Consider the following 24,735-nt stretch of genomic DNA (forward strand, 5'->3'; position numbering starts at 1 on the left):
TAAACCTTACCGATAATTAATCAAAACTTAATTCTCTATTTACCGTACAATACAAAAAAAACAATATAAAGGAGTAAGCCCAATTTAATATAATTAAAACGCTTTATTAGAGTACAAGTAATCACTAATATCAGTCATTAGTTGGTTTTTTATATTAAAAATAAGCCAGCAAACAAATAATGAAGTAAGAAAATACACTTAAGGCATTATTTAATTCGAAATTATCATTAAAAAGCATTCTTTTAAATTGTTAATATTTAATTGCAGATATCAATTTAGTATTAAATATTACAAGAATTATCTTAGAATATTTTTTATTTTATATAACAGTGAAAGTTTTATTATGGATAAAGTAATTGTTGGAATGTTAACGAAACTAACATTTCGCGTAAACGATGAAATCAAAATTGCTGCCATTTCTGCTTTAGGTGATTTCAAAGCAACGATTGAATATAATGATGCCATCATACGAATCATAGACTTATGTCAGGACCCAAACAAAGAGGTTGCTGTATCAGCGATTAATACATTAAGTAAATTATCTATTTATTTTTTAAATAGCTCACTACCGAAACATTAATTGCACTCTCATTTTGAGTATTGTAAATAATTACTATGATTTATTTTAAATAATACTGTCCCATTAATACTCTAATGAGACAGTTTGCACATGTTATATAATTTTACGCTATTTCAGTGTCACCCTGTAATTGGCAACTACAAGCTAAAACATAGCCCTCAGCTATTTCTGCTTCAGTTAATGTCATTGTGCTTGTTGTTGTGTATTTACCTGATAACACTTTTGTTTTACAGCTTCCACAAACCCCTGCTCGGCAAGCTGCAATAACGGGCTGTTTATTTTGCTCCAGTGCAGATAATAAAGAAGTACCTACAGGGACTTTAAAGTCGACCAATCGTTGACGGATTTTTAATGTAAGAATATCTTCACTATCAACAACCTCTGGTTCAGTTGAAAAACGCTCCATAAAGAAATGTTCAGCAGGGACGCCTAAATTAGCAGCAAATTGCTGTGCATTTTTCATGTAAGGCACAGGCCCACACGTCATCACAATTCGTGAATCAATATCGGGTACTAACGCTTTCAATTTCTCTTCAGTTAAACGTCCTTGTGCAATATCGCCATTATCTGGTGTTTCTGCCATAACACACAATTGCAACCGTTCTGGATATAAGCGGACGAGTTTTTGCCATTCCTCGGCAAAAATAACTTGTTTATCATCGCGAACATTGAATAGTACTTTTACATGGGAGCTCGGGCGGTTCACCATCAGCCAACGTGTCATTGACATAATTGGTGTCACACCACATCCAGCAGCTAACATCAAATACTCAGTGTTTTTTAGATTAGCGCAGGTGAATTCCCCTTGCGCTTCAGAAAGCCAAAGATAGTCGCCTTCTTTAACCGAACGTGTTAACCAATTTGACCCTTCACCATCGTCTAACCGCCTGACAGTAATGGAAATAAAACGACTTTGCCCCGGTGATGATGAAAGAGTATAAGCACGCATGACATCATCACTATTTTTAATGCTGACCAAAGCATATTGACCAGGTGAATATGTATAAAAATCATGATTGATAAGGTTGATTGTCCAGACATCTGATGTTTCTTGAATAATAGAATGAACTTGCATTCTATTTGGACATAAACTGCTTGGCATGGTCATCGCGCTACTCCTTTAAAGGGGGTCGCAGCCCCCATCTTTCACATCGTTTTTAAGCTTTTTCTATCGGTTTATTGATCATGCAGGTAAAATTTCTGCCAGATCTTGCTCAACTGTCGTAATACTACGCATACCAAACTTCTCATTTAGCACATTTAATAAGTTTTCAGTTAAGAAACCAGGTGCTGTTGGGCCGGTGTAAATATTTTTCACACCCAACGCTAATAATGTTAAAAGGATGACAATCGCTTTTTGCTCAAACCAAGACAGAATCAGACTCAATGGCAAGTCATTAATACCACAACCAAGTTTCTCTGATAGATTCACCGCAAGCATAATGGCAGAATATGCATCGTTACATTGGCCCACATCCAGTAAGCGTGGTAGCCCTTCTAATGTGCCAAAATCTAATTTATTAAAACGATACTTACCACATGCGAGTGTAAGGATTAAGCAATCTTCAGGTACACTACGGGCAAAATCCGTATAATAGCTACGTTCGCCACGGCTACCATCACAACCACCAACAAGGAATACGTGACGTAGTTTTTTCTGTGAAACTAAATCAATCACCGCGTCTGCCGCACCTAACAGTGTTTGACGACCGAAACCAACCGTAATTTTGTGCTCGATTTCGGTATACGGGAAACCGGCAAGTGACTGAGCTTGAGCAATCATTGCAGAAAAATCATCACCCACTAAATGTTTTGCACCAGGCCAACCCACAATACTACGCGTCCAGATACGGTCTTTATAATCCCCAACATCAGGGTCAATAATGCAGTTAGAGGTCATCAAGATAGACCCAGGGAATTTTGCAAATTCCACTTGCTGATTTTGCCAACCGCTACCATAGTTACCGACTAAATGAGGGTATTTTTTCAGTTCTGGGTAACCATGTGCTGGCAGCATTTCGCCGTGGGTATAAACATTGATACCCGTACCTTCAGTTTGTTCTAACAACATTTTTAAGTCTTTCAGGTCATGACCTGAAATTAAAATACATTTCCCTGCGACTGGACGAACGTTGACTTCCGTTGGCGTTGGGTGACCAAATTCGCTCGTTTCACCTGCATCCAAAATTTCCATGATCTTGAAATTCATTAGACCAATTGCCATGGCATTATCAAGCAGTTCATTCATATCCGATGGCAATGTTCCAAGCCAAGCCATAATTTCATGATATTGGCCATAAACCTCATTATCATACTGACCTAAAACATGGGCGTGTTCCATATAGGCTGCCGCCCCTTTTAAGCCATATAGGCATAACATACGTAAACCGTGAATGTCTTCGCCGACTTCAGCTTTATCAATATCTAATGAAAATTGAGCCGCTTGTGCCTGTAAGGTTGGAATGTCAGTACCATTTAATTGCAAATTAATTAATGGATGATTGAAAGCCACTACACTATTCACGGATTGGCAATGTTTTATTAATTTATCACGTAAATAAATAGCTTCACGGGCGTAACCGATAATACGCTCTGAATCAAAATTGACGTTGGTTAAAGTAGAGAAAAATGCGCGCGGAGCAAAACTATCAATATCATGGTCAATAATACCCAGTGAGCGGGCAGTGACTGCACTTGCAGATAAGCTTTGCAATACAGCAACTAATAAATCTTGTAGGTCAGAAGTTTCTGCTGTTTTACCGCACATACCCTGCGCGTATGCACAGCCATTACCAGCTGGAGTTCTAATTGTTTGTTCACATTGCACACAGTACATGTTGTTCGCCTCTTAAAGTTGCATTTCAAATACAACATTAAGACTACGCTCTTTATTAGAATAAAAAAGTGGAATTATTCATTATCTAATGGTTTATTGATCTATATTAATATTCATTGCAAATGAGAACTATTCACAGTAATGAAAGTATGCTATTCGTGCTGTTGGTTTTGTTTTCACTTTTCTTGCTTAAATGCACTATTTTGCATTTTATTTATATCCTGATAACGCTCTTACGATAACTCTTGTTATACTTACCTATAAGTGTTTGTTATTCCATCGTATAAAGAGAATCCAATAAAGATGAGCCAGGTAAATTCAGCTAGTAAATCTATGATAAAAACCCGATTGCGGATTTTTAAACGGCTAAAAGAATCAGATAAAACACCTGTAAAAATCTTACTACTTGCGGCACTCATTGGTGCGGCGGTCGGTCTTATCGGTTCACTATTTGAATTAGGAACAACTTGGATTAGCAACTATCGCGTGCAATCGGTGAGTGAATGGGTTGCCCCAAAATGGCTGATGGTTGTTGGGATGTTTTTTACCTCGGCACTTCTTGCCATGTTAGGCTATTACCTTGTTAAACGGTTCTCTCCTGAATCTGGTGGGTCTGGGATCCCAGAAATTGAAGGTGCATTACAGGATTTACGCCCCGTAAGATGGTGGAGAGTCATCCCAGTTAAGTTTATTGGTGGATTAGGAACATTGGGCTCAGGTATGGTATTAGGCCGTGAAGGACCAACCGTGCAACTTGGTGCGAACCTTAGCCAAATGTTTTATGATTTATTTCGTTTAAAAGATAATGAGTCACGCCACACCTTGCTTGCCTCTGGTGCGGCGGCAGGTTTATCTACAGCATTTAATGCCCCTTTAGCTGGCATCTTGTTTATTATTGAAGAAATGCGTCCGCAATTTAAATACAGTTTAATTTCAATTAAAGCGGTATTTATCGGTGTTGTTACCTCCACCATTGTCTATCGGCTAATCAATGGAGAAGCTATTGTATTAAATATCGGCCAATTTTCTTCTGCACCTATGAATACTTTATGGCTTTATTTAATTTTAGGATTAATGTTTGGTGTTATCGGTATCTGTTTTAATGGTTTTTTATTGTACCTACAAAGTAAATTTTTAGCATTTTACCAAAATAAAATTTCTCGCTTTGTATTGATGGGCGGGTTAATTGGTGGTGCTTGTGGTGCAATTGGCGTTTACCTGCCTGAAATTGTAGGTGGTGGATATTCCGTGATCCACCAGATGGTAGCAGGCCAATTTACCATCACTTTGTTATTCATATTCTTTGCTTTGCGGTTTTTAACTTCGACGATTAGCTTTAGCTCTGGGGCTCCAGGTGGTATTTTCTCTCCTTTACTCGCCCTTGGGACATTATTTGGTGGTGTTTTCGGCTACGCCGCCCTCGAAATATTCCCTAATTACCAAATTGAAGTGGGGACTTTCGCTATTGCAGGCATGGGAGCTTTATTTGCCGCAACCGTCAGAGCCCCATTAACTGGGATAGTCTTAGTTTTAGAAATGACAAATAACTACCAGTTAATCTTACCGATGATTATTACCTGCATTGGCGCCACAATGATGGCCCAATTTTTAGGTGGCAAACCGCTATATTCTGTATTGCTGGAAAAAACTTTAGCCCGTAGCGAAAAAGAAACCGCTCCGCCTGTCACTGACAAACCTTAAATAGTAGAAGCAAAAAGAGTTGCCGACAGCGGCAACTCAGACTGCTGACAAACATATTATGTTTGGCGGCAAGTCGAATAGGTTTTGAAAATAAACTAGGAAAATCAATTTATTGATTTTCGGCTGATAACACAAAGCGGGAAAAACCACGCTTTTATCCCGCTTTGTCAACAACCTCAGTTGCCGACAGCGGCAACTCTTTTATTAAGATAACCTATGCTAATTTCTTACTTACTTCTTCCTTGCAATGAGTGTTGCAAAATTTAATTTAATACGATTACCTTGTGAATCAGTGCGGTGTAAATGACCAGGGTTTTCGTTATATTTTAAAATATCCCAATCTTTATAATACCCTTCTAGCTCCCCTGGTTTTAAGAAGCATTTAAATGGCACTAAATCCAGCGGTGCATCTGGCGTTTCAACGGCACACACAATAACGTTAACTCCCCCTGGCAGGGTATGTTCTTGCATATTAGTAATAACATTGGCGATTTTTTCTCGCTGCAAGAACATTAGCACGACAGTGGAAATAATAAGTTCGTAGTTCTCTTGTATTTGGTGACTATTAATATCATAAACAGCCGTATGAATATTCTCTACCCCAGCTTGTTTTTTAACGAAGTCAATTGCTTGGATATGCTGAGGGTTGATATCTACCGAGGTCACGTCATACCCCTGCAAGGCAAGATAAAAACTATTACGCCCTCTTCCCGAACCTAAATCTAATGTTTTACATGGCTTACTCAGGTGATTCTCACACAAATAGCGCACTTCTGAATGTGGAGTCGTTAACCCATGCTCTTTATAAAATTTCAGTTCTGGTTTGCATAAAAATGCCAGTTGGCATTCCATGTCATCACTACAAGCAGAAATACGATGCCAAACTTGAGGTTCAATAATAGGCGGCTGGTTATGAATATCAAAGGTAAAGTGTTGCTCGCTGCCGTCTTCATTAAAAATGATAAAATCTAAAGAGCCTTTTAGCACTTTCAACTGTGCGTATGTATCCTCTTTTGTATTATGGCGCTCTTGGAACATTAACGGCAAAGAAGCTTTATTCCAAACTGGCATAGTTTTGTAACACACGAGATCATTCATATCATCACCAATAAGTTGCATTTTAAATACATCTTATACCGTTCGTTTGCTATCTGCAAAACATTCATAAATTAATTATCGCGGGCTTGATTCATATCAACCCCCTATAGACCAAGAGGGCTGAAATGCTTCATGGGCTCAGTTAATAACCTAACTGTTCCGCACTTAACCCTAAGAATTCAAAAGGTTTTGTAACTACATAACTGTTGGTCGCATCCCCTGAATAGATATGGCTCTGCTCTTCACCGAGATCCAGCTTTTTCACTTTTCCAGTTTCCGCTGAAAAGTCAATTTTTGCCAAATCAGTCCAAAAAATATTTGGAGTTAATGCTGACTCGAAAAAGTAGAGCTGACGTTTATGGTCAACTAATGTCCGCCAACGTGTTGACGATATTTCAGGCGAATTTTCAGACGTCAATCCGTAAGGGACAGACACATTACGTACGACACTGAAAACACTGGCGACCGCTTTATTAGGCGTTGTTTTCTGAGGAATTGCATTAATATAAAACTGCGCGCGAGCAAATCTATCAGCGGAGCGGTTAGTCCCCGGTAACATTACAGTGCCGCCAATTCCTTGCCAATATTCCTGCATTGCTAATTGCTTCTCATAAGTCGGCGAGTTAGTCATAACTTGATACTTGCGACTGTGATGAATTACCTGCTTACCATCGATATATTCAATAATCGCGCTATCACCACTCGCATCTGATAATGATAAATGTAAAGTCGCTAACCTATCTTGTCCTGGCACATTATCTGTTGCGACTACGAGTGGATTCTTTTCTAGCTCAGCAACGGCTTCTTCCACTGTCGCATAGTTATCTAGAACATATTGCGCCCATAAAGATATCGACAACGCAGGTTGCTTATTATCTATTTGAGGATATTTTGATTCCGCGAGCCACAGTAAATTGGCAACCAGACCTTCCTCGTTCACTCCGTCCGTTGTTGAAATATCATAACCCGAGGCTATCACGCTGCCGTATTTTGATTTCCATTTTAAAGAGTTAGGCCCTGCAATGCCATCACGCTCCATCCCTCGAGGAAAGATCCATAGATTGGTACCAATATCGTATTTCCAATCCATTGTTCTTCCGGTCATTATTTGTTCATTTTCACCTAAATAAACAACTCGAGTACAAGCTTGGCTAACTGTAATCGGCATTGATATCGCAGCAGTTGCGGCAAGTGCTACGATACTTTTCTTAATAAATTGCATGCCATCTCCAAAATAGTTAAAAATAAATTTACATAATAAGCATACTACATAAATACGAACTATTTATGCTCAAAGAATAATGTATTAAAAAAAGTGCGATTAACACAATGAAATATAATAAATAATGACACAAAATGGCACCCATATTAACCAGTGCCATTTTGCTGGAAAGAATTAATTATTTACTGATGAAAATAAAGAACGTAGTAATGCCGCTTTTTTCTGATTATCAGGCATAGATAATATTTCATTATAGAAACTAATAGAAATACGGCACGCTAATGCAGGTGATTTCTTCCCTGCTTCTAAATTTCCAAGGATTGCGGTATCTTCACCATACTTTGCAGAAAGCCCACTAGCAAGCTGTGTTAATTCCTCAGAATACTCTTTTGGGGACATCAACGCCTGTTTTACACCAGCTTCACTTGAAATTAAGAGCTCATTGGTCGCTTGGATTTGTTTCAACAAAACAGCTTGGCTTTTTTGTGGTGGAATAATTTCCGCTGTTTCTCTTAAGTGCGGAAACAATGAATAAAAACACGTTTTTCCTGTTGGGTCTTCTTCTAATAAGATTTTCAGGTAATCATTCACTCTGCTAGTAAAATTAATTACGGAATCATCAGAAGCATATTCCATACGTTCTAGCACCAGCTTCATGACATTGCCAACAACCTGATCAAACAGTTGACGACGTAAATCTTCATTAGCTGGGTCGTATTGCGTGATTAGATGCTCAAAACTTTGATAGGTTTCAGGGCTTATTTTCTTCACCGTCGCGATAATCGGCAGTTCTTTTTCAACTTGGGCAAGTGCCTCTGAATGAATTGCACTATTATTTTCTGTAGATAACACATTATTATCTTTACTTAACCAATAAAAACCGAATGCGAATGCAATAAAAATAATGCTAACAATTAATGCGGTTTTACGTGAGTTATTTGTATTCAAAGTTACCCTGCCTTTTCTTGGTAAAACGGTTCCCACAAACACTTTCAAGCTACTTATATACTGTAGAACCCATCGCATATAATGTCATGGCATCTAAAAACAATAGTCATCACGGACCTAGATTATTAATGCCACGAATTGACCTATAAAAAGTGATAATGTTTATTTTAGCTTGTATCAAAGTCGTCAAGCTATAGGAATAAGGGAAAATGCGAGGCTAAGACGGGAGAATTTGCCATAAATAAACAATTTAGAAAACGCTAGATATAAAAAAACCTTCAAGACTTGAAAGCTTGAAGGTTTATTATGATAAAAATCTTATTTAACTTGAACACCTTCAACTGAAATCAACAGTTGTGCTTCTTGAGATTTAGGGCCCAAATCAGATTTGATGTTAAATTCTTTCAGCTTAATATTACCTTCAGCTTCAAAACCTGCACGGTATCCACCCCAAGGATCTTTACCTTCGCCCATTAATTTAGCATCTAATGTAATCGGCTTAGTAACACCATTTAATGTGAAATCACCTGTGATTTTGTATGTTTCACCGTCTTTCTTCACTTCTGTTGAAACGAATTTTGCTTCAGGGAATTTTGCTGCATTTAAGAAATCACCACTGCGTAAATGTTTATCACGCTCTGCGTGGTTAGTGTCAATGCTGCCTGTCTTAATAGTTACTTCGACTTTATCTTTTGATGGGTCTTTTGCATCATAAGTGAAAGACCCATCAAAGTCTTTAAAACTACCATATACCCAGCTATAACCTAAATGCTGAATACGAAATTCAATAAACGCGTGTTGGCCTTGCTTATCAAATTGGTAAGTTTCTGCTAATGCTGAACCTGCCGTTAAAAAAAGTGCGCCAGTAGCCAGACCAAGAACCGTTTTCTTCAACATAATTATCTCCACGTTACTTATCGGGGTTAAAACCCAACATTCTTTTTAATGTAATATCACGATCAAAAAAGTGATGTTTAAAAGCTGCAAAAGCATGCAACACTGATAATAGAACCACTGCCCAAGCTAAATATAAATGAACTTCACCTGCTGTATCTGCTTGTGTTGAAGCACCAGTAAATAGTGCAGGAACCTCAAACCAATCAAATACACTGATAGGCTGTCCATCAGCGGTTGAGATTAAATAACCACTGATCAAAATACTGAACAAAATAATATAAATCAGAATTTGAACAATAATAGAGCTAGCTTTCGTTAATTTACTGTAGCTTGCTAATGGCTTCGGTGGCGGTGAAATAAATCGCCAAATCACACGAAATGCCATAACAATAAATAATAATATTCCTATACTTTTATGTATCTCAGGAGCTTGATGATACCAACTATCATAATAGCCTAGTGTCACCATCCATAAACCTAAAGCGAACATTCCATATACGACAATTGCGACTAGCCAATGTATGAGCAAAGAGATATGCCCATAACGACTTGCATTATTTTTCCATTGCATGATAAAAACCATTTAGAGAAGAAGGTAATATTTTATTAACTAAGCCGTAATAATCATAAGGTGAAATTAATTTTATTCCTATCCCAAAGTTAAACAAATATTTTGTTGAAGACATTCAAATACGATCAACATAATGAAAAATAGATTACTATTTGATTTTGTCTAGTTTTAATTATAAAAGTTGAATAAAGATTCTTCCAGTTTTGTAAATGGTCGTAACTAAATACTTAGTTCATTTATTTATTAATTTCAATTAAATCTAGCTTATTCCTAATAGATATAAGCTGTTATTCATAAAATAACATTTGTAGGTCTGCCTTTTTCCCCATACATTGGTATTCTTTCTTTTAACATTGCAAACTGATTGATAGGTTAAATACTATGTATAAACTTTGGATAGCAAATAAAAACTACTCTTCATGGTCACTACGTCCCTGGGTTTTACTAAAGGTATTACAGATCCCGTTTGAAGAAAATTTGTGTTTATTTGAAAACGGCAAAAGCAGCCATGAAAAATTCAGTCGTTTTTCACCTACAGGCTTAGTCCCTTGTTTAATCGATGAAAACCAAACAATATGGGATTCATTAGCCATCTGTGAATATGTTGCAGAAGACTACCCTCAAGTCTGGCCAAAAGAGCGAAAAGCCAGAGCATGGGCTCGTAGTGCAAGCGCAGAAATGCACTCGGGTTTTAGTGCATTACGCCAGCAATGTCCAATGGATGGTACTCATAATTCACCACTTAACAATATTTCAATTGAATTACAAACCGACTTAAATCGATTGCAGAAATTATGGCAGGATGGGTTAAACCAATTTGGTGGCCCTTGGCTTGCAGGTAGTGAATTTACGGCTGTAGATGCTTTTTTTGCACCAGTTGCCTTCCGAATTCGCAGTTATCACTTACCTGTAAACCCAGCTGCCAAACAATGGGTTGACCGAATTTTAGTTTTACCCGCAATGAAAGAATGGCATGAAGCAGGTTTACAAGAACCCTATATTGAACACTAAAAATAGGCTAATCGGGAGGCATTATATGCCTCCAGCTTTATTTGATTAGTAAAAAATCACCTGCTCGAACATCAAAATTAATATTTAACCAATTTGTCGGTCATTCAAGCTACATTAGGTTATTTAACAGACAAACAGTGGGCTATAATTTTTCATTCCACGGGTCTGCGGTCATAATATCGCCAAGTGGTGTGTGTAATGTAACCTTTTCATTTTTAAACCACTCAGCTAATGAAAACCCACCTTTAGGGGTTTCGATATGAATATCAATTGGGCAATAAGGAGTGTTCGCCTTAATTGCAAACTCAGCAAAATCTTCTTTTTCTTGACGATGTGGACAGCGAATGACCACATCAAGGTCGCAGTCTGACAACATACTTTGGATATCTGTCGCTAAAGTGTAAGCACAACTCCCTGTTACTCCCCATTGCCAAGGCCATTTAGTCTGTGAAATGATCCATAAAACCTGCACCGGTGGTAAAGCGATAAACATTGAACGTTGTAGTTCCACCGAATTCGCCACCAAGGATTCCACATTCATAATGTGCGTAATTGCAGGTTTTTCAATTTGTGTTGTAACGCGTTGGTGTGGCTTAATTCCTCTAATTGCAACAGTCAGTTTATTCTCATCCGCTTTATTTCGGTATACCGTCAACGGTAACTTACTGTTCCACTGTGAGCCGACCCATTCAGGAAGCGATTCTATCGCGACATCATTATTGCTGCCGACCCAAACAAAATCATGAGGATTGATTATTTGCATTTTATTACCTTTATGATTGCTACAACTGCTCTCCCCTATTATGCCTTTTTTGTCACATAAAAACAGAATATCGCAACCAACAATTCAACACATGCCATTTAATGGTAACTTGTCATAAATACTGAGTTCTCACCTTGAAATTTTATACCGTATATTATTTAATTACGTTATTAATTAATAGGTTAAGCCTCTATTTGTGAGCATCGGATTATGAGAACGTTTCCTGCTATCCACGATGGAATTATTTTTACCAGTTGTATGTTTTTTAGCGCCGCAACCGCTTTTGTGATCTTAGATGCACAAGCTGCGATGTGGGCAACATTCTCAACGCTGTATTCCTTTAATTTATTCAATGCAGCAAAAGAATATAAGAATTATGCCTATACCGCTTGTTGTTTATTGATGATTTTAGTCGCTATTTTTATCGGTGATACGTTACGCCTTGGTACCGCATATTATATTTATCTCGCCATTTTTTCGTTCATTTACTACCAATTGTATGGCACAGATCCTGCTATGGATTTAACCATGAAATTTATGATTATCATGTCGACAATTGGTACCATTTTACCTGATATATCCAAAAGCTTAGCGTTAGGGTTTATTATTGGTAGTGGAGTAACGTTAATTACGTATTATGTCCTTAGCCATAAAATGACACGCCATAGTGTAATAACGAGCGCTTTAGTTGAACAAAATTTGTTTACGTTGAGAAAAAATATTATCCCACGCTCAATGATTTATGCTTTGGGGCTATTACTCGCGCTCGCTATTCCTCGCAGTATAGATCTAGGGCACTTTTATTGGACATTACTGACCTTCGTTTTTGTATTGCATCCAAAATCACAAAGTATCGTTAAAATTACTTTGCAGAGGGTCTTAGGCAGTCTTATTTCTGTCTTATTATTGTATTTTTTATTCAATTTACCCTTTATGCCGTATATCGGTTTAATTGCAGTCGTGGTGTTCGCCTTTTTAATGCCGATGAGCTTTCATCACGGATATACGTTTATGACGTTTGTCGTGACAAGCTTAATTTTGTCCATTCTTGAGCTCGTTATATATTGGCGTCACCCAACCTATGAATTATTGTTTGACCGCGTTCTTGAAACCGCCTTAGGAGGAACCATCGCCATTATGACGAGTATTATTTTAAAGTTATTTAGAGAAACGAAATAAAATTAAGCATATTCCCCAATAAGAACGTTTGTTCTATACTCAAAAAGAACACATTGGGAAAACAAGTCTTAGTCCTAAAGCCTAGCCCTATCAGTATCATTATTCTTGAGTGAGGCACTCAAGCAAAGAGGAACTGAAGATGAAAATATCGATTATTGGCGCAACGGGTTTTGTCGGCAGAGCATTAGTCGCTGAAGCGTTGCTTCGGCACCACCAAGTGACGGCTATTTCTCGTCATAGTAATCAATTATTTCAGCACGCTCTTTTAATCACCGCCGCTGGTGATATTACAGATATCCCATGGTTAACCTCTCGGCTTAAAGGACAGGATGTCATCATCAGCGCGTTTAATGGTGGCTGGCAAAATCCGAATTTGTATCAAGATACCGTGGCAGGAAACCAGGCCATTTTACAAGCAGTACAAAAATCGATGGTAAAACGATTTATTGTGGTCGGTGGTGCAGGAAGCCTAAAAATTGCTTCAGGTATTGATTTAATTGATTCCCCCGATTTTCCTGCCGAAATAAAACCAGGCGCTCAAGCAATGAGGGAATTTAAGAACCAATTACAATCCATTGATTCATTGGATTGGACCTACATTTCCCCAGCCGCAATACTCGAGGAAGGAGAAAGAACAGAAACCTTCCGTCTTGGAGGCGAACAATTGCTGATGAATGGCAACGTTCCTGCGAAAATATCAGTTGAAGATTTTGCGGTAGCTATACTTGATGAGGTAAATAATAGGCAGTTCATTCGCCAACAATTTACTGCAGCATATTAAGTTTAATCGAAAAAAAGCCGGTAAATATTTACCGGCAAAGATAGATAACAGAACTTAATTCACATATTTCTGCTTTAACTTACTTTTCACTATGTTTCGCTGCATAGATTTCACTATTCACCCAGTTATGGTCTTTTTCCCATGTAAATAACCACTTACGGGTTGGCCCTGCCATCACATTAAGGTAATAGTTATCATAACCAGCCACTGTCGCCATTGGGTGATACCCTTTTGGTACCATAACGACATCTTTGTTATACACCGCCATACATTCATCTAACTCGCGATCATCCGTGTAAACGCGCTGCATACAGAAACCTTGGGAAGGATTTAAACGATGATAATAGGTTTCTTCTAGATAAGTTTCATTGGGTTCATTATCGGTATCATGTTTATGGCTTGGATAAGAGCTAGTACAGCCTTCATCTGTAAAGACCTCCACGACTAATAAGCTATCAGCGGCTTTATCATCTGGCAAAATATTATGCACATAGCGTTTGTTATAACCATGGCCACGTTGTTCCGCACCAATATCATCAGGGCCAATTAAACGAGTTGGGTAAGTTCCTTTTCCTTTTGCCCTGCAAACTGCCAATTCAAGGTCGGTATCCGCCATGACCTCAGCAAACTCTTGCGCTGTAACATACACCGCATACGGCTTTTTACGCTCGAAAGGATCCATACGATCGCCAATATTTTCAAACGCTTGATTCGGTGTTTTAATTGTCGCTTTACCCGCCACCAGTACTAAGCACATTTCATTTTCAGAGGCAGGCAAGGAGACAGACTCGCCTTGTTTTAATTCATAAACATCAAAGTGAACATATCCCCAGTTAGCGATTTTCGGAGTGATATGCTGAGTTCGCTTATGTGCATCTGGAGCATGGTATTTCGACAATAATTTTGACATAACTTTCCTCTGACACTTTTTAGGTTCTAGATATGTAATTCTTTTCAGTTACTAACCGTTTCATCAATTAAACAGTTCAGTTTGTGGCTAGAGTCAGCAAACAAAGCTAACAATGCCACAGACTGAAATATGACGACGACGATTTAGATTAAGCCCGCATCCTTAGCAAATTTAGACAAATTGTTGTAACCCAATGTGGCATAAGTCAATGGATGTGCAATCGCAGGGTCTTGCTCTGCTTCGACCACTAACCAGCCATTTTCATATTGGCTATTTTTCAATACTTTAAACACTTCTGGATAGTTAACGCACCCATCACCGGGTACCGTGAACACCCCTGCTAATACTGCATTTAAGAAACTGGTTTTACGGTTTTTAACATCTTTTAGAACATCTGCACGGACATCTTTGCAATGCACATGATTGATACGTTTTGCCCAGCGTTTTGCCACTTCAACTGGGTCTGCACCGGCAAAGGTTAAATGCCCTGTATCCAGTAATAAACCGACCTCATCCCCTGTATGTTTCATTAAATTATCCACATCTTCTGCGGACTCGATCACTGTCCCCATATGATGATGATAGGCAATCTTAACCCCTTGAGATAAAGTATATTTTGCGAATTCGGTCAATTTTTTACCGTATTCTTCCCATTGATCAGCTGGGAACAATGGGCGCATATGAACAGGTTTGTTTTGATCGCCATGAATACAGTGAGTCACTTCCGCGAAAACCATCACTTTAGCGCCTAAATCACGTAGCAATGCTAAGTGCTCTTGTACCGCTTCAATTTCTTCTTCCACACTGCGAGATAATAATTCTCCCGAATACCAGCCTGAAACCAATTGTAAGTCATGCTGCTTTAAGATCGGCCCTAAGATTTCCGCTTTACGTGGAAATTTATTACCTAGCTCAAAACCAGCGAAACCCGCTTGACGACCTTCAGTTAAACATGTTTCTAGAGACGTTTCTGCCCCTAAAGTGGGTAAATCATCATTCGTCCATGTCAACGGGTTGATACCAAGTTGGATTGCCATGATGAAGCTCCTGTGTAGGTAAAAGTAATATTATTTACGCTGACGCCATAAGGCTATCAGGTTTAAGTAATTGGTTTTGATTTTCTGCACCAGCTCATCGTCATTGATTTCACCTTTCATCCACTCCAACGAAGGCTTACCAAATAAAGTGCGGCCAACAGCAAATCCTTTGACGATTGATTTCCCAGCGGCTGCGTTGAAGCCTGCTTGTAGCTCAGCTTGTGGTGCGTCAAGTCCTAAGAGCACGACACCGCGGCAATAAGGGTCACGTTCTTGAATTAATTGATCAACTGCATCCCAGTTTTGCGCTTGTAGTGGTGGTAATTTCCACCAATCTGGTTTTATACCTAAGTTATAGAAGCGTTTGATTGCGCGTAAATACAGCTCATCGTTGCGTTCCATATCTGCGGGCAATATCACCTCGAGCAACAATTCATGCCCTGATTGGCAGCAAGCGCTATACACTTCTTGAACCGTTTTTTCTTGCTCTAAGCGCAGTGGATGGTTGTCTTCTGGGTGAAAAAATACCAAACATTTGACAATATGCTCTTTTGGCCAGCTAATCAGCTGAGAGCCAATATTCCCATGCTCTAAGCATAATGGTCTTGACGCAGGTAGCTCAATTGGGCGGCCTATCCACCAACCACGGCCGGTTACATCATTCAATACGTCTTGGCCAAATGTACTATCACAGAGTAACCCTGCTTTCCCCTGCAGATTTGCCTCTTCGGCCACTTCACTACTAGCGCGGTAAATCAATTTTTTCAGGGTTGGAATGCAAGAGATATCAACCCCTGCGAGGCGTGCCATATCAACAAATTGAATGCGGTGGTCAAATGCCATAACACAAAGTTCATTCCATTGTGTGCTACGTGAAGTCACACGGTGCAAATGGTTAAGCATCGGGTCAAGATCTGGGCGTGGAACTGCAGCTGCACGCTCAAGGTAATTATCCAACTCGATTTTTGTTGGCATTGCAGGCGCACAGCCATGGCGCGAAACCACTAGAGCCCCACAAGCATTCGCATAAGCGCAGGCTTTTTCCCAACCATCGCCGTTTAGATAACCGCGAAGTAGGCCAGACATAAATGCATCACCGGCACCTAATACGTTGAGAACTTCAACTCTCACACCATGAACGGTGATCCCTTCGTCCAACGTTTCTGGGATCTCACCACTAAATACCGAGCAGCCAAGAGAGCCGCGTTTACACACCAGTTCCGCATCCGTTAATTGGCGAATGTTCTTAAGTGCTTGTACGGTATCCGTCGTCCCGCCTGCAATATGAAATTCTTCTTCTGTACCGACAATCAAATCGAACATCGATAATACGTCTTGCAGTTGTTGCGTGACACTATCGGAAGCAATAAAACGCGTTTCACCATCACCCAAAGAGGTCAGTCCCCATAAGACCGGGCGATAATCAATATCAATGGCTGTTTTGACATTATTACGTTTAGCATATTCCAACGCTTTTAGTACTGCCGCGCGAGTTTTCGGGTTAGATAAATGCGTTCCTGTAATTGCCAAGCAGCGTGCAGATGCAATATATTCTTCAGAGAAATCGTCTGGCGTAATCGCCATATCTGCGCAGTTATCACGATAGAAAATTAATGGGAAAGTATCCTGATCTTTAATCCCTAAGATAACTAAGGCCGTTAATCTGTCTTTGTCTGTAATAAGATGGCTAGTATCACAGCCTACACGCTGTAACTCCTCACGTAAAAAGCGCCCCATGTGTTCATCCCCCACACGGGCAAGCATTGATGATTTCAATCCTTGTATTGCAGTGCCGAATGCAACGTTTCCTGAAGAGCCGCCTAAATATTTGGCAAACGAGCTCACATCTTCTAAACGAGAACCTATCTGTTGTCCGTACAGGTCAACGGCAATACGGCCCATACAGATAACATCTAACTTCTTCTGCTTATCCATTAATTACCCCTTAACTACAACAGAATTAATTGATTTCTTTAACGTTAACCCAACGTTGTTCGTCATATGAACGTGCTATCGCGTCTAATATTCGTGATACTTTCCAGCCTTCTTCAAAATCAGGCCACATTGGCTGCCCTGTTGCAACGCCATCAATTAAATCACGCACTTCAACTGTTTTTTGGTCATTGAAGCCAATACCATGACCTGCAGCATTACAAAATGGTGCATAATCCGGGTGTTCTGGTCCAACAAAAATTGTTTTAAAACCTTGGCGGTTGCTAGGTTCATCATGGCGATAGAGCTTTAGCTCTGCCATTCTTTCTTGAGTGAAAGACAACGTTCCTTTGGTGCCGGTCACCACATAGGTTAGCCCCATTTTACGGCCAGCTGCGATTCGTGAAGTTTCAATGACGCCCATTGCGCCACCAGCAAAACGTACCATGGCATGCGCTTGGTCTTCATTTTCAACCGTAACCATAACGGTTGAACCCGTTTTTTCAGGGCGCTGTTTAATCACAATTTCCATATCACCACAGACGGTTTCAATATCCCCTACTAGGAATTGCGCCATATTAATAATGTGTGCAGACAAGTCCCCCAAAGCACCTAACCCTGCCTTTTCTTTAAAGCAATGCCAGTGAATTGGGGCGCTAGGCTCAGCCATATAATCTTCATTATGAGTGCCATAAAAATGGATAACTTCCCCGATTTCGCCATTTGCAATGATTTCTTTGGCTAGCTGCGAAGTTGGGTTTTTCATATAGTTAAAACCCACTAACGTTAAGACGCCGGCTTGTTTAGCCGCTTCGACCATTTCTTTGGCATCTTCAGAATTGAGTGCTAATGGTTTTTCACAATAAACATGTTTACCATGCTTAATTGCCTCCATTGCCATTTCTTTGTGCAGGAAATTAGGCGAGCAAATATCCACTACATCAATATTTGGATCTGCAACTAATTTGCGCCAGTCATCCGTTGCACGATTAAAACCCATTTCCTGAGCTCGGGTTTGTGCTAGCTCAGCGGTAATTTCTGCAATCATTTCGCGAACCAATTTCCCCTGCAATGGAAAAACGGTTGGTGCTTGTGCATAAGCAATGGCATGAGCTCGTCCTATATAGCCAGTACCTATCATCCCGATACGGATCTCTTTCATCTGTTCTACCTCTCGCTCATTTCTTGTAGTGCAATAGCTGGCCCAATATTCGTTCCAGATTTTATTTCAATAATGATGTTATACGGAACATTCGTTTCATTTTCAATATTATTAGAAACATTAATTTCATTATGTGATCTAACGTTAATTTTTAGTGTAATTAATTAATTTATAAGAAAATAAATATTAAATTTAAAGAAAGGAAAAATAATAGAGTCGTGATGAGATGGAATAAAATGAAATAGAATAACTAAAAATGAAATTTATTGAGTATGGGATCTGGCAAGATCCCATACTCTCTTCAGAACTAAAAATTAACGATGAAGAATACTTAAAAACTCTTCTTTACTTGAGGTCAGAGACAGTGCATTGGCAATAAATTCGTCACTAAAAATCAACGCAATTTCCCTAAGTACATCAATATGTTCCCTTGATTTTGCAATCACGCCTATGGCAATAAACATCACATTGGTTCTGTCCCAAATAACACCGTCAGGAAATTGAAAAATTTCAACACCGGTATGCAAGATAATATCATTGGCGGACTTAGGTAGATGTGGCAACGTGATGCCATTCCCCAAGAATGTTGATATCTGTTGCTCCCTTTCCGTTAAGAAATGTACACAATCCCTATCAACATAACCTTTATTTTTAAATTCCGTACCAACCATTTTGAGTACTTCAGCTTTATTTCTTGCCTGACAACCTAAATGCAAATTACTTGTGGTTAGTTGTTCTATCATATCCAACCCTCGATTAAGTTAATTAGGTATATTCACACCACCAATAAGTAATAATTACATTGATGAGAGCTCTTCTTCTAATTGCTCTAATGATTTGTTTGATGTTTCTGGCAATAACTTCACGACAAAAACGATAGCTAAGTAGTTTATTACCGCAAAAATTAAGAATACCGGACCTAAACCAAGTTCTGCTTGTAATACAGGGAATAAATAACTCACAATCGCATTCATAATCCACATAAAGAAGACCGAGATCCCCATGGATAACCCGCGAATTTTAAGTGGGAATAGCTCAGCAAGTACCACCCACGTTAAAAAGCCCATCGTTCCTTGCATAACCCCAACAAACACCGCGCCAAGTAACCAAATTAATGTTGCTTTAACATCCCCGGTTAAAAAGTAGTCTGTAGCTGCAATTAATAAGTGTAACGATGCCATTAGCGCAAAACCACCAACAATCAGTGTCTTACGTTTAAATCGGTCAACAAGGAATAACACCCCTATCACCATACCACCAACAGAAAAAACACCATTTAATACGTTGAAAACTAAAGATGTTTGCTCAGAAAAACCCGCTGTTTTGAGAATTTCTGTGCCATAATACATAATAACGTTAACCCCAGTTGTTTGCTGTAATGCCGCCCACACCATCCCAATTAAAACCAATTTAAAAATCCAAGGTGTATTAAAAATTAACGCTAAATTTTGTTTATTGGCATTCGGATGACGTTTAGCTTCCGCAGCTTCAACATCTAATAACGTCACGATATCTTCATATTCTTGAATTGCACGTTTTTCAGGACGAATTTGCTTCAGTATTTTCAAGGCTTCTTCACGACGGTTTTTACTCATTAACCAACGTGGGCTTTCAGGCGCTTTCCACATACCAAATAGCAAACACAACGCTGGCACGGCTTGTACTAACAGCATATAACGCCAAACATCAGGAAGATGGCCCCAAATTGAACCGATAATCGCATTAATAGCAAATGCTGCTAGCTGCCCGATAACAATAGCAACTTCATTTAACCCAGTGAGTTTCCCCCGCATTTCAGTCGGAGCCACTTCAGAAATAAATGTCGGTGCCGTCACAGAGGCACCACCCACCGCAAAGCCCAATATAAACCGAGCAATAAGAAGAACTTCAATATTTGGGGCTGCCGCAGATAAAAATGCCCCAAATAAAAACAGAAATGAGAGGTAAAGCAAATAAGTACGGCGCCCGACAAAGTCTGCTACACGTCCACCACAAACACTGCCTAGTGCTGCGCCCACTAATAGGACACTCATTACCAGCCCTTCTGTGGTTGGCGTTAAGCCCATGTTTTCTTTCAGTGATGAAAATGCACCGTTAATGACACCAGTATCATAACCAAATAGTAATCCACCAAAGGTTGCAACCAAGGTTATTTGGTGCAACCTTTTTCTCTGTTGTTGATTGAGATTCATGATTAATGACATATTATTACCTTATTATTTGAATCATTATGTCTTACCAAAAAAACAATTTTTCAATATTTAAATAAATGTTTAATGTTAAATATTAAATAATGAAATAAGTTTCTGGCACTCTGGTTTGAATCGCTACTTTGCTAGCTTTAGGCCTGATCGATAAACTCTTTGAAAATAGATTTCGCAAATTTAAAACGATGAATACATCAGTTAAATTAAAGAAAGTAAGATTATAAAAAGCCTCAATTAATCTCGGAATATTGAAAGCCTAAAGAGTATTAAATAAAATGTAATATCAGTATTTTATATACTCATTAATAAATGAATATATTTACTATTGCGGCCAAAAATTAATTTTTAACCGCAAGTCTATAATCAAGTTAAATAGTATTACCGCATTAATTACAATTTAACTTCTTTACCTGTTTTGAGTGACTCCAGTGCTTTGTCTGCAAGATATAAAGCCAATTCACCATCGGTCCCTGTCGTTTCAGATTCCGCACGGCCTGCTAAGATATCAACAAAATGCTGCCACTCTGCTTGGTATGCTTCGTGGTAACGTTGTAAGAAGAAATACTCTGGCTTGGCCGATAAGCACCCAACTTCACTTAACAGCGCAACACTATTCTCTTTAATATTACCAGCCGTTAATAATCCTTTTTCACCATGTAATTCAATGCGTTGGTCATAGCCATAACCTGAACGACGGCTGTTAGAGATGGTCGCCATTGCGCCTGATGGGAATTTTAAGATAATAAACGCGGTATCAATATCACCGGCTTGGCCGATCGCAGGGTCAACAACATTGCTGCCTTGTGCGTAGACAGAGCAAGGCTCCTCGCCAATCATAAAGCGCGCCATATCAAAGTCATGAATAGTCATATCTCTGAACATACCACCGGAGACTTTAACATATTCTGCAGGTGGTGGTGACGGGTCACGAGATGTGATAATTAAAGATTCTGCTTTACCAATCGCGCCTTGTTGGAATAAATTTTTCAAGTGGCGAAATTGAGGATCATAGCGACGGTTAAAACCAATAAACAGTGGAACGTTATGTTCTTTTACGCTTTTTAAACACTGCTTCACACGCTCAAGGTCGAGGTGAACAGGTTTTTCACAGAAAATCACTTTTTTATGTTTGGCTGCTAGTTCGATTAGATCAGCGTGAGTATCTGTGGCTGAAGCGATTAAAACACCCTGTATATTAGGGTCTTGCATTGCTTCTTCTGTTGTCTGAACTTTGGCTTGGTATTTTTCAGCCAAGGCAACCGCATTGGGTTGGTAAGGGTCGATGACAGAGTAAAGTTTGGTTTCTTTATGGCCGGCAATATTAACAGCATGAACCTGTCCGATACGTCCTGCGCCGAATAGTGCTATGTTGAACATTCAAATGCTCCTTGATACCTTAAATCCACTATTTGGATATTACGGAATATACCAAATAAAACGTTCATTTCAATTTATAATTTTTTGAAAATTATATTTTTGGGCTCTAGATAACAAATGTTATATTAAAGTGTATTTTTAGTGTTATTCAGATCACAAATTGACAATGCAAGCGAATAGCATTTAACAATAAAGTCTGTGTTTGTCGGCATATTAAATTTCCATAACTTCTTTTTTTGTTCTTTCCCTACCTCGCAATAAAACATATATTTCAATAAATAAATTTTTAAACTATAAAAACCATAAAAAAAACCCAGCCAAAGCTGGGTATATAATCCAAAATGATTCGAGTTGTATTGGCGATGAGCGTAACGCTATCCCCATTTAACTTGAAGTATGACGAATATAGAACGGCAAGTGATAACCACTATGCAAATAAAAACCAAAGCAATCCCTGCTAAGTTTCCAGTAACTACCCTACTTAGTTACACATCTGACTCATTAAGAAAACGAAAAACATTCCTCGACGGTAAAACACCGTCGAGTTATTTTGACACTATAAGGCACTAGCGCAATATGTTGATTAATAAAGACGAACTTTATTTTCAACCATCTGTTTAATTTTTTCAGCGGAAGCAACTATTTGAGGCTTTTTAGAAACTTGTGCCGTGCCTGTGCGCCACCAAGCTTCATAACCATCGGTCATTGTTTTCGGAAGTACTTTAATATCAATCAATACACAGCCCGAATGGGACTTCGCGTCTTTCAGTGCGGCAATCAATTGTTCCTCATCATGTACCCGATAACTTTTACAGCCATAGCTTTCTGCGTTTTTAGCAAAATCGACCTTCACTAACGGCCCATCCATCAACCCCGTCTGTGGGTTTCGATGTCGGTTCTCTGTACCAAAACTTCCCATGCCTTGGCTCATCTGCAGGTTATTAATACAACCAAATCCCGCGTTATCAAACAATAAGATGGTGATCTTAATGTTCTCTTGAATCGCGGTTTGTAATTCACTGTGTAGCATTAAATAAGAACCATCTCCGACCATCGCATAAACTGGTTGTTTCGGCGCTGCAATTTTAGCACCAACAGCGGCGGCAATTTCGTACCCCATGCATGAATAACCATATTCAAGATGATAAGTATCTCGCTGTTTTGGTAGCCAAATACGTTGTAAATCTCCCGGTAATGAACCTGCTGCCCCCACAATAATGGCATCGTCTTCCATGTATTGCTGCATCAAGCCTAGCACCCGTGTTTGTGCCAGTTCTGTACCTAGCGTTTTACGGTATTCTTCAAGTTTATCATCAAGATGGCCTGCAATTTCAGGGACAAAATCTAATGGCCGATACTGTATACTAAACAAGCGCTCCAGCTCATTTTTCCACTGTTGTTTAGACTGCTGAATTTCATCCCCCCACTGAGCTTCATAGTGAGAATCTTTCAGCTTTATATCCAGTGCTTGAAGTGCTTCTTTGGCATCTGCAACCACTTTCAAAGCATCTAACTTACTTGCATCGAATTCCGCAACATTGATATTTAAGAAGGTTACATTTGGATGACTAAATAAAGATTTAGATGCGGTGGTAAAATCCGTAAAGCGGGTGCCAACACCAATAACTAAATCAGCCTCTTTAGCTAACAAGTTTGCGGCTAACCCACCTGTAGTGCCAATTCCACCCATATTCAAGGGATGACTAGCAACGACGGCACTTTTACCCGCTTGGGTTTCGCCAAATGGAATACGGTAATCTTCAGCAAACTGTAAAAATGCCTCGTGAGCTTCGGAATAACGTACCCCACCACCACAGATGAGTAATGGTTTTTTCTTACTGCGGATCAGATGAACGGCTTCTTCGATACTCACCGTTGTCGGTGGTCTACGTTCAATACGATGGATGCGTTTTTGGAAAAAATAATCGGGGTAATCCCACGCCTCGCCTTGAACATCTTGAGGTAGGCAAATGGTTACCGCGCCAGTATCCGCAGGATCCGTTAACACCCGCATTGCATTAACCATGGCTGCCATTAGCTGTTCAGGCCGTGAAATCCTATCCCAATAGCGTGAGACAGGTCGAAAACAATCATTCGTGCTTATTGTTCCGTCGCCATACTGTTCAACTTGCTGCAAAACGGGATCTGGCTGACGTGTTGCAAAAGTATCGCCAGGTAGTAATAACAGTGGGATGCGATTCGCCGTAGCTGTTGCGGCAGCTGTGATCATATTCGCAGCACCTGGGCCAACAGAGGACGTAACCGCAAAAATTTGTTTACGTTTTTTTTGTTTGGCAAAGCCTGTCGCAATATGTGCCATGCCTTGCTCGTTGCAACCTTGATAAACACGTAGATGCCCAGGCGCCTCTTCGAGCGCCTGACCTAAACCCACAACGTTACCATGGCCAAAAATCGTAAATACTCCCTGAATAAACGGATACTGCTCACCATCAACATCAACATATTGTTGGTTTAGAAATTTAACCAACGCTTGAGCTGTCGTCATTTTCTGCTTATTCATAC

21 protein-coding genes are annotated in these 24,735 nt (G+C 39.4%); 5 read left to right on the plus strand and 16 right to left on the minus strand.

All coding sequences use genetic code 11. The features are described 5' to 3' along the window. The first annotated feature begins 343 nt into the window (after window positions 1-343). Window positions 344-580: a HEAT repeat domain-containing protein gene (locus tag SJ312_RS08115; protein ID WP_047756882.1), complete on the plus strand. Its 237-nt coding sequence runs from the start codon at window positions 344-346 to the stop codon at window positions 578-580. A 103-nt stretch (window positions 581-683) separates the two neighbouring features. Here SJ312_RS08115 and hcr read toward each other — a convergent pair whose 3' ends face one another. Together hcr and hcp are read right to left on the minus strand one after the other, a co-directional pair. Further along, on the minus strand, window positions 684-1,688 hold the full coding sequence (gene hcr / locus SJ312_RS08120) for an NADH oxidoreductase (RefSeq protein WP_036958472.1): 1,005 nt from the start codon (window positions 1,686-1,688) through the stop codon (window positions 684-686). A gap of 75 nt (window positions 1,689-1,763) precedes the next feature. Beyond that, window positions 1,764-3,416 (minus strand): hydroxylamine reductase, encoded by a 1,653-nt coding sequence (hcp, locus tag SJ312_RS08125; protein ID WP_094961350.1) that lies wholly within the window; start codon window positions 3,414-3,416, stop codon window positions 1,764-1,766. Window positions 3,417-3,719: 303 nt separating this feature from the next. Between hcp and clcA the strand changes: the two genes are divergently transcribed. Continuing rightward, the gene (clcA, locus tag SJ312_RS08130) at window positions 3,720-5,117 is read left to right on the plus strand and encodes a H(+)/Cl(-) exchange transporter ClcA (protein WP_319867379.1); all 1,398 of its coding nucleotides are present in this window, start codon (window positions 3,720-3,722) and stop codon (window positions 5,115-5,117) included. Window positions 5,118-5,348: 231 nt separating this feature from the next. On the opposite strand, the gene tehB is transcribed toward clcA, so the two are convergent. The 5 genes from tehB to SJ312_RS08155 form a co-directional block, all read right to left on the minus strand. Then, on the minus strand, window positions 5,349-6,236 hold the full coding sequence (gene tehB, locus SJ312_RS08135; RefSeq protein WP_004262097.1) for an SAM-dependent methyltransferase TehB: 888 nt from the start codon (window positions 6,234-6,236) through the stop codon (window positions 5,349-5,351). Between the two features lie 121 nt (window positions 6,237-6,357). Continuing rightward, window positions 6,358-7,437: a linear amide C-N hydrolase gene (locus tag SJ312_RS08140; protein ID WP_004262105.1), complete on the minus strand. Its 1,080-nt coding sequence runs from the start codon at window positions 7,435-7,437 to the stop codon at window positions 6,358-6,360. A gap of 174 nt (window positions 7,438-7,611) precedes the next feature. Next, the gene (locus SJ312_RS08145; RefSeq protein ID WP_036958473.1) at window positions 7,612-8,385 is read right to left on the minus strand and encodes a hypothetical protein; all 774 of its coding nucleotides are present in this window, start codon (window positions 8,383-8,385) and stop codon (window positions 7,612-7,614) included. Between the two features lie 318 nt (window positions 8,386-8,703). Further along, a complete protein-coding gene (locus tag SJ312_RS08150; protein WP_004262112.1) occupies window positions 8,704-9,282 on the minus strand; it encodes a YceI family protein in 579 nt (192 codons plus the stop codon). Between the two features lie 13 nt (window positions 9,283-9,295). Beyond that, a complete protein-coding gene (locus SJ312_RS08155) occupies window positions 9,296-9,853 on the minus strand; it encodes a cytochrome b (protein ID WP_319867381.1) in 558 nt (185 codons plus the stop codon). Window positions 9,854-10,234: 381 nt separating this feature from the next. Here SJ312_RS08155 and SJ312_RS08160 point away from each other — a divergent pair, with 381 nt between their 5' ends. Continuing rightward, the gene (locus SJ312_RS08160) at window positions 10,235-10,864 is read left to right on the plus strand and encodes a glutathione S-transferase family protein (protein ID WP_004262116.1); all 630 of its coding nucleotides are present in this window, start codon (window positions 10,235-10,237) and stop codon (window positions 10,862-10,864) included. Between the two features lie 142 nt (window positions 10,865-11,006). Here SJ312_RS08160 and SJ312_RS08165 read toward each other — a convergent pair whose 3' ends face one another. Then, window positions 11,007-11,627, minus strand: a complete 621-nt coding sequence (locus tag SJ312_RS08165) for a malonate decarboxylase holo-ACP synthase (protein ID WP_319867384.1) — start codon at window positions 11,625-11,627, stop codon at window positions 11,007-11,009. A 210-nt stretch (window positions 11,628-11,837) separates the two neighbouring features. On the opposite strand from SJ312_RS08165, the gene SJ312_RS08170 reads away from it, so the two are divergent. Together SJ312_RS08170 and SJ312_RS08175 are read left to right on the plus strand one after the other, a co-directional pair. Beyond that, window positions 11,838-12,806: an FUSC family protein gene (locus SJ312_RS08170; protein WP_004262118.1), complete on the plus strand. Its 969-nt coding sequence runs from the start codon at window positions 11,838-11,840 to the stop codon at window positions 12,804-12,806. A gap of 139 nt (window positions 12,807-12,945) precedes the next feature. Further along, on the plus strand, window positions 12,946-13,587 hold the full coding sequence (locus SJ312_RS08175; protein WP_110592173.1) for an NAD(P)-dependent oxidoreductase: 642 nt from the start codon (window positions 12,946-12,948) through the stop codon (window positions 13,585-13,587). 79 nt (window positions 13,588-13,666) lie between these two features. Here SJ312_RS08175 and iolB read toward each other — a convergent pair whose 3' ends face one another. The 8 genes from iolB to iolD all read right to left on the minus strand — a co-directional run bounded on the left by iolB (window position 13,667) and on the right by iolD (window position 24,733). Next, the gene (gene iolB, locus SJ312_RS08180) at window positions 13,667-14,497 is read right to left on the minus strand and encodes a 5-deoxy-glucuronate isomerase (RefSeq protein WP_110592174.1); all 831 of its coding nucleotides are present in this window, start codon (window positions 14,495-14,497) and stop codon (window positions 13,667-13,669) included. 143 nt (window positions 14,498-14,640) lie between these two features. Continuing rightward, window positions 14,641-15,534, minus strand: coding sequence for a myo-inosose-2 dehydratase (gene iolE / locus SJ312_RS08185; RefSeq protein WP_004262122.1), 894 nt, complete (start codon window positions 15,532-15,534; stop codon window positions 14,641-14,643). Window positions 15,535-15,564: 30 nt separating this feature from the next. Continuing rightward, entirely contained in the window at window positions 15,565-17,469 is a 1,905-nt protein-coding gene (locus SJ312_RS08190) for a bifunctional 5-dehydro-2-deoxygluconokinase/5-dehydro-2-deoxyphosphogluconate aldolase (RefSeq protein WP_110592175.1), read from the minus strand. 25 nt (window positions 17,470-17,494) lie between these two features. Then, window positions 17,495-18,628, minus strand: coding sequence for a Gfo/Idh/MocA family protein (locus SJ312_RS08195; RefSeq protein WP_110592176.1), 1,134 nt, complete (start codon window positions 18,626-18,628; stop codon window positions 17,495-17,497). A gap of 314 nt (window positions 18,629-18,942) precedes the next feature. After that, window positions 18,943-19,371 (minus strand): PTS sugar transporter subunit IIA, encoded by a 429-nt coding sequence (locus tag SJ312_RS08200; RefSeq protein ID WP_004262128.1) that lies wholly within the window; start codon window positions 19,369-19,371, stop codon window positions 18,943-18,945. 54 nt (window positions 19,372-19,425) lie between these two features. After that, window positions 19,426-20,832 (minus strand): sugar porter family MFS transporter, encoded by a 1,407-nt coding sequence (locus SJ312_RS08205; protein WP_004913304.1) that lies wholly within the window; start codon window positions 20,830-20,832, stop codon window positions 19,426-19,428. 393 nt (window positions 20,833-21,225) lie between these two features. Beyond that, entirely contained in the window at window positions 21,226-22,212 is a 987-nt protein-coding gene (gene iolG, locus SJ312_RS08210; protein WP_004262138.1) for an inositol 2-dehydrogenase, read from the minus strand. A gap of 583 nt (window positions 22,213-22,795) precedes the next feature. After that, the gene (gene iolD / locus SJ312_RS08215; RefSeq protein WP_175427114.1) at window positions 22,796-24,733 is read right to left on the minus strand and encodes a 3D-(3,5/4)-trihydroxycyclohexane-1,2-dione acylhydrolase (decyclizing); all 1,938 of its coding nucleotides are present in this window, start codon (window positions 24,731-24,733) and stop codon (window positions 22,796-22,798) included. Window positions 24,734-24,735: the final 2 nt, after the last annotated feature.

It is taken from the genome of Providencia sp. CIM-Carb-044 (assembly GCF_033901115.1).
Taxonomy (GTDB): domain Bacteria; phylum Pseudomonadota; class Gammaproteobacteria; order Enterobacterales; family Enterobacteriaceae; genus Providencia; species Providencia hangzhouensis.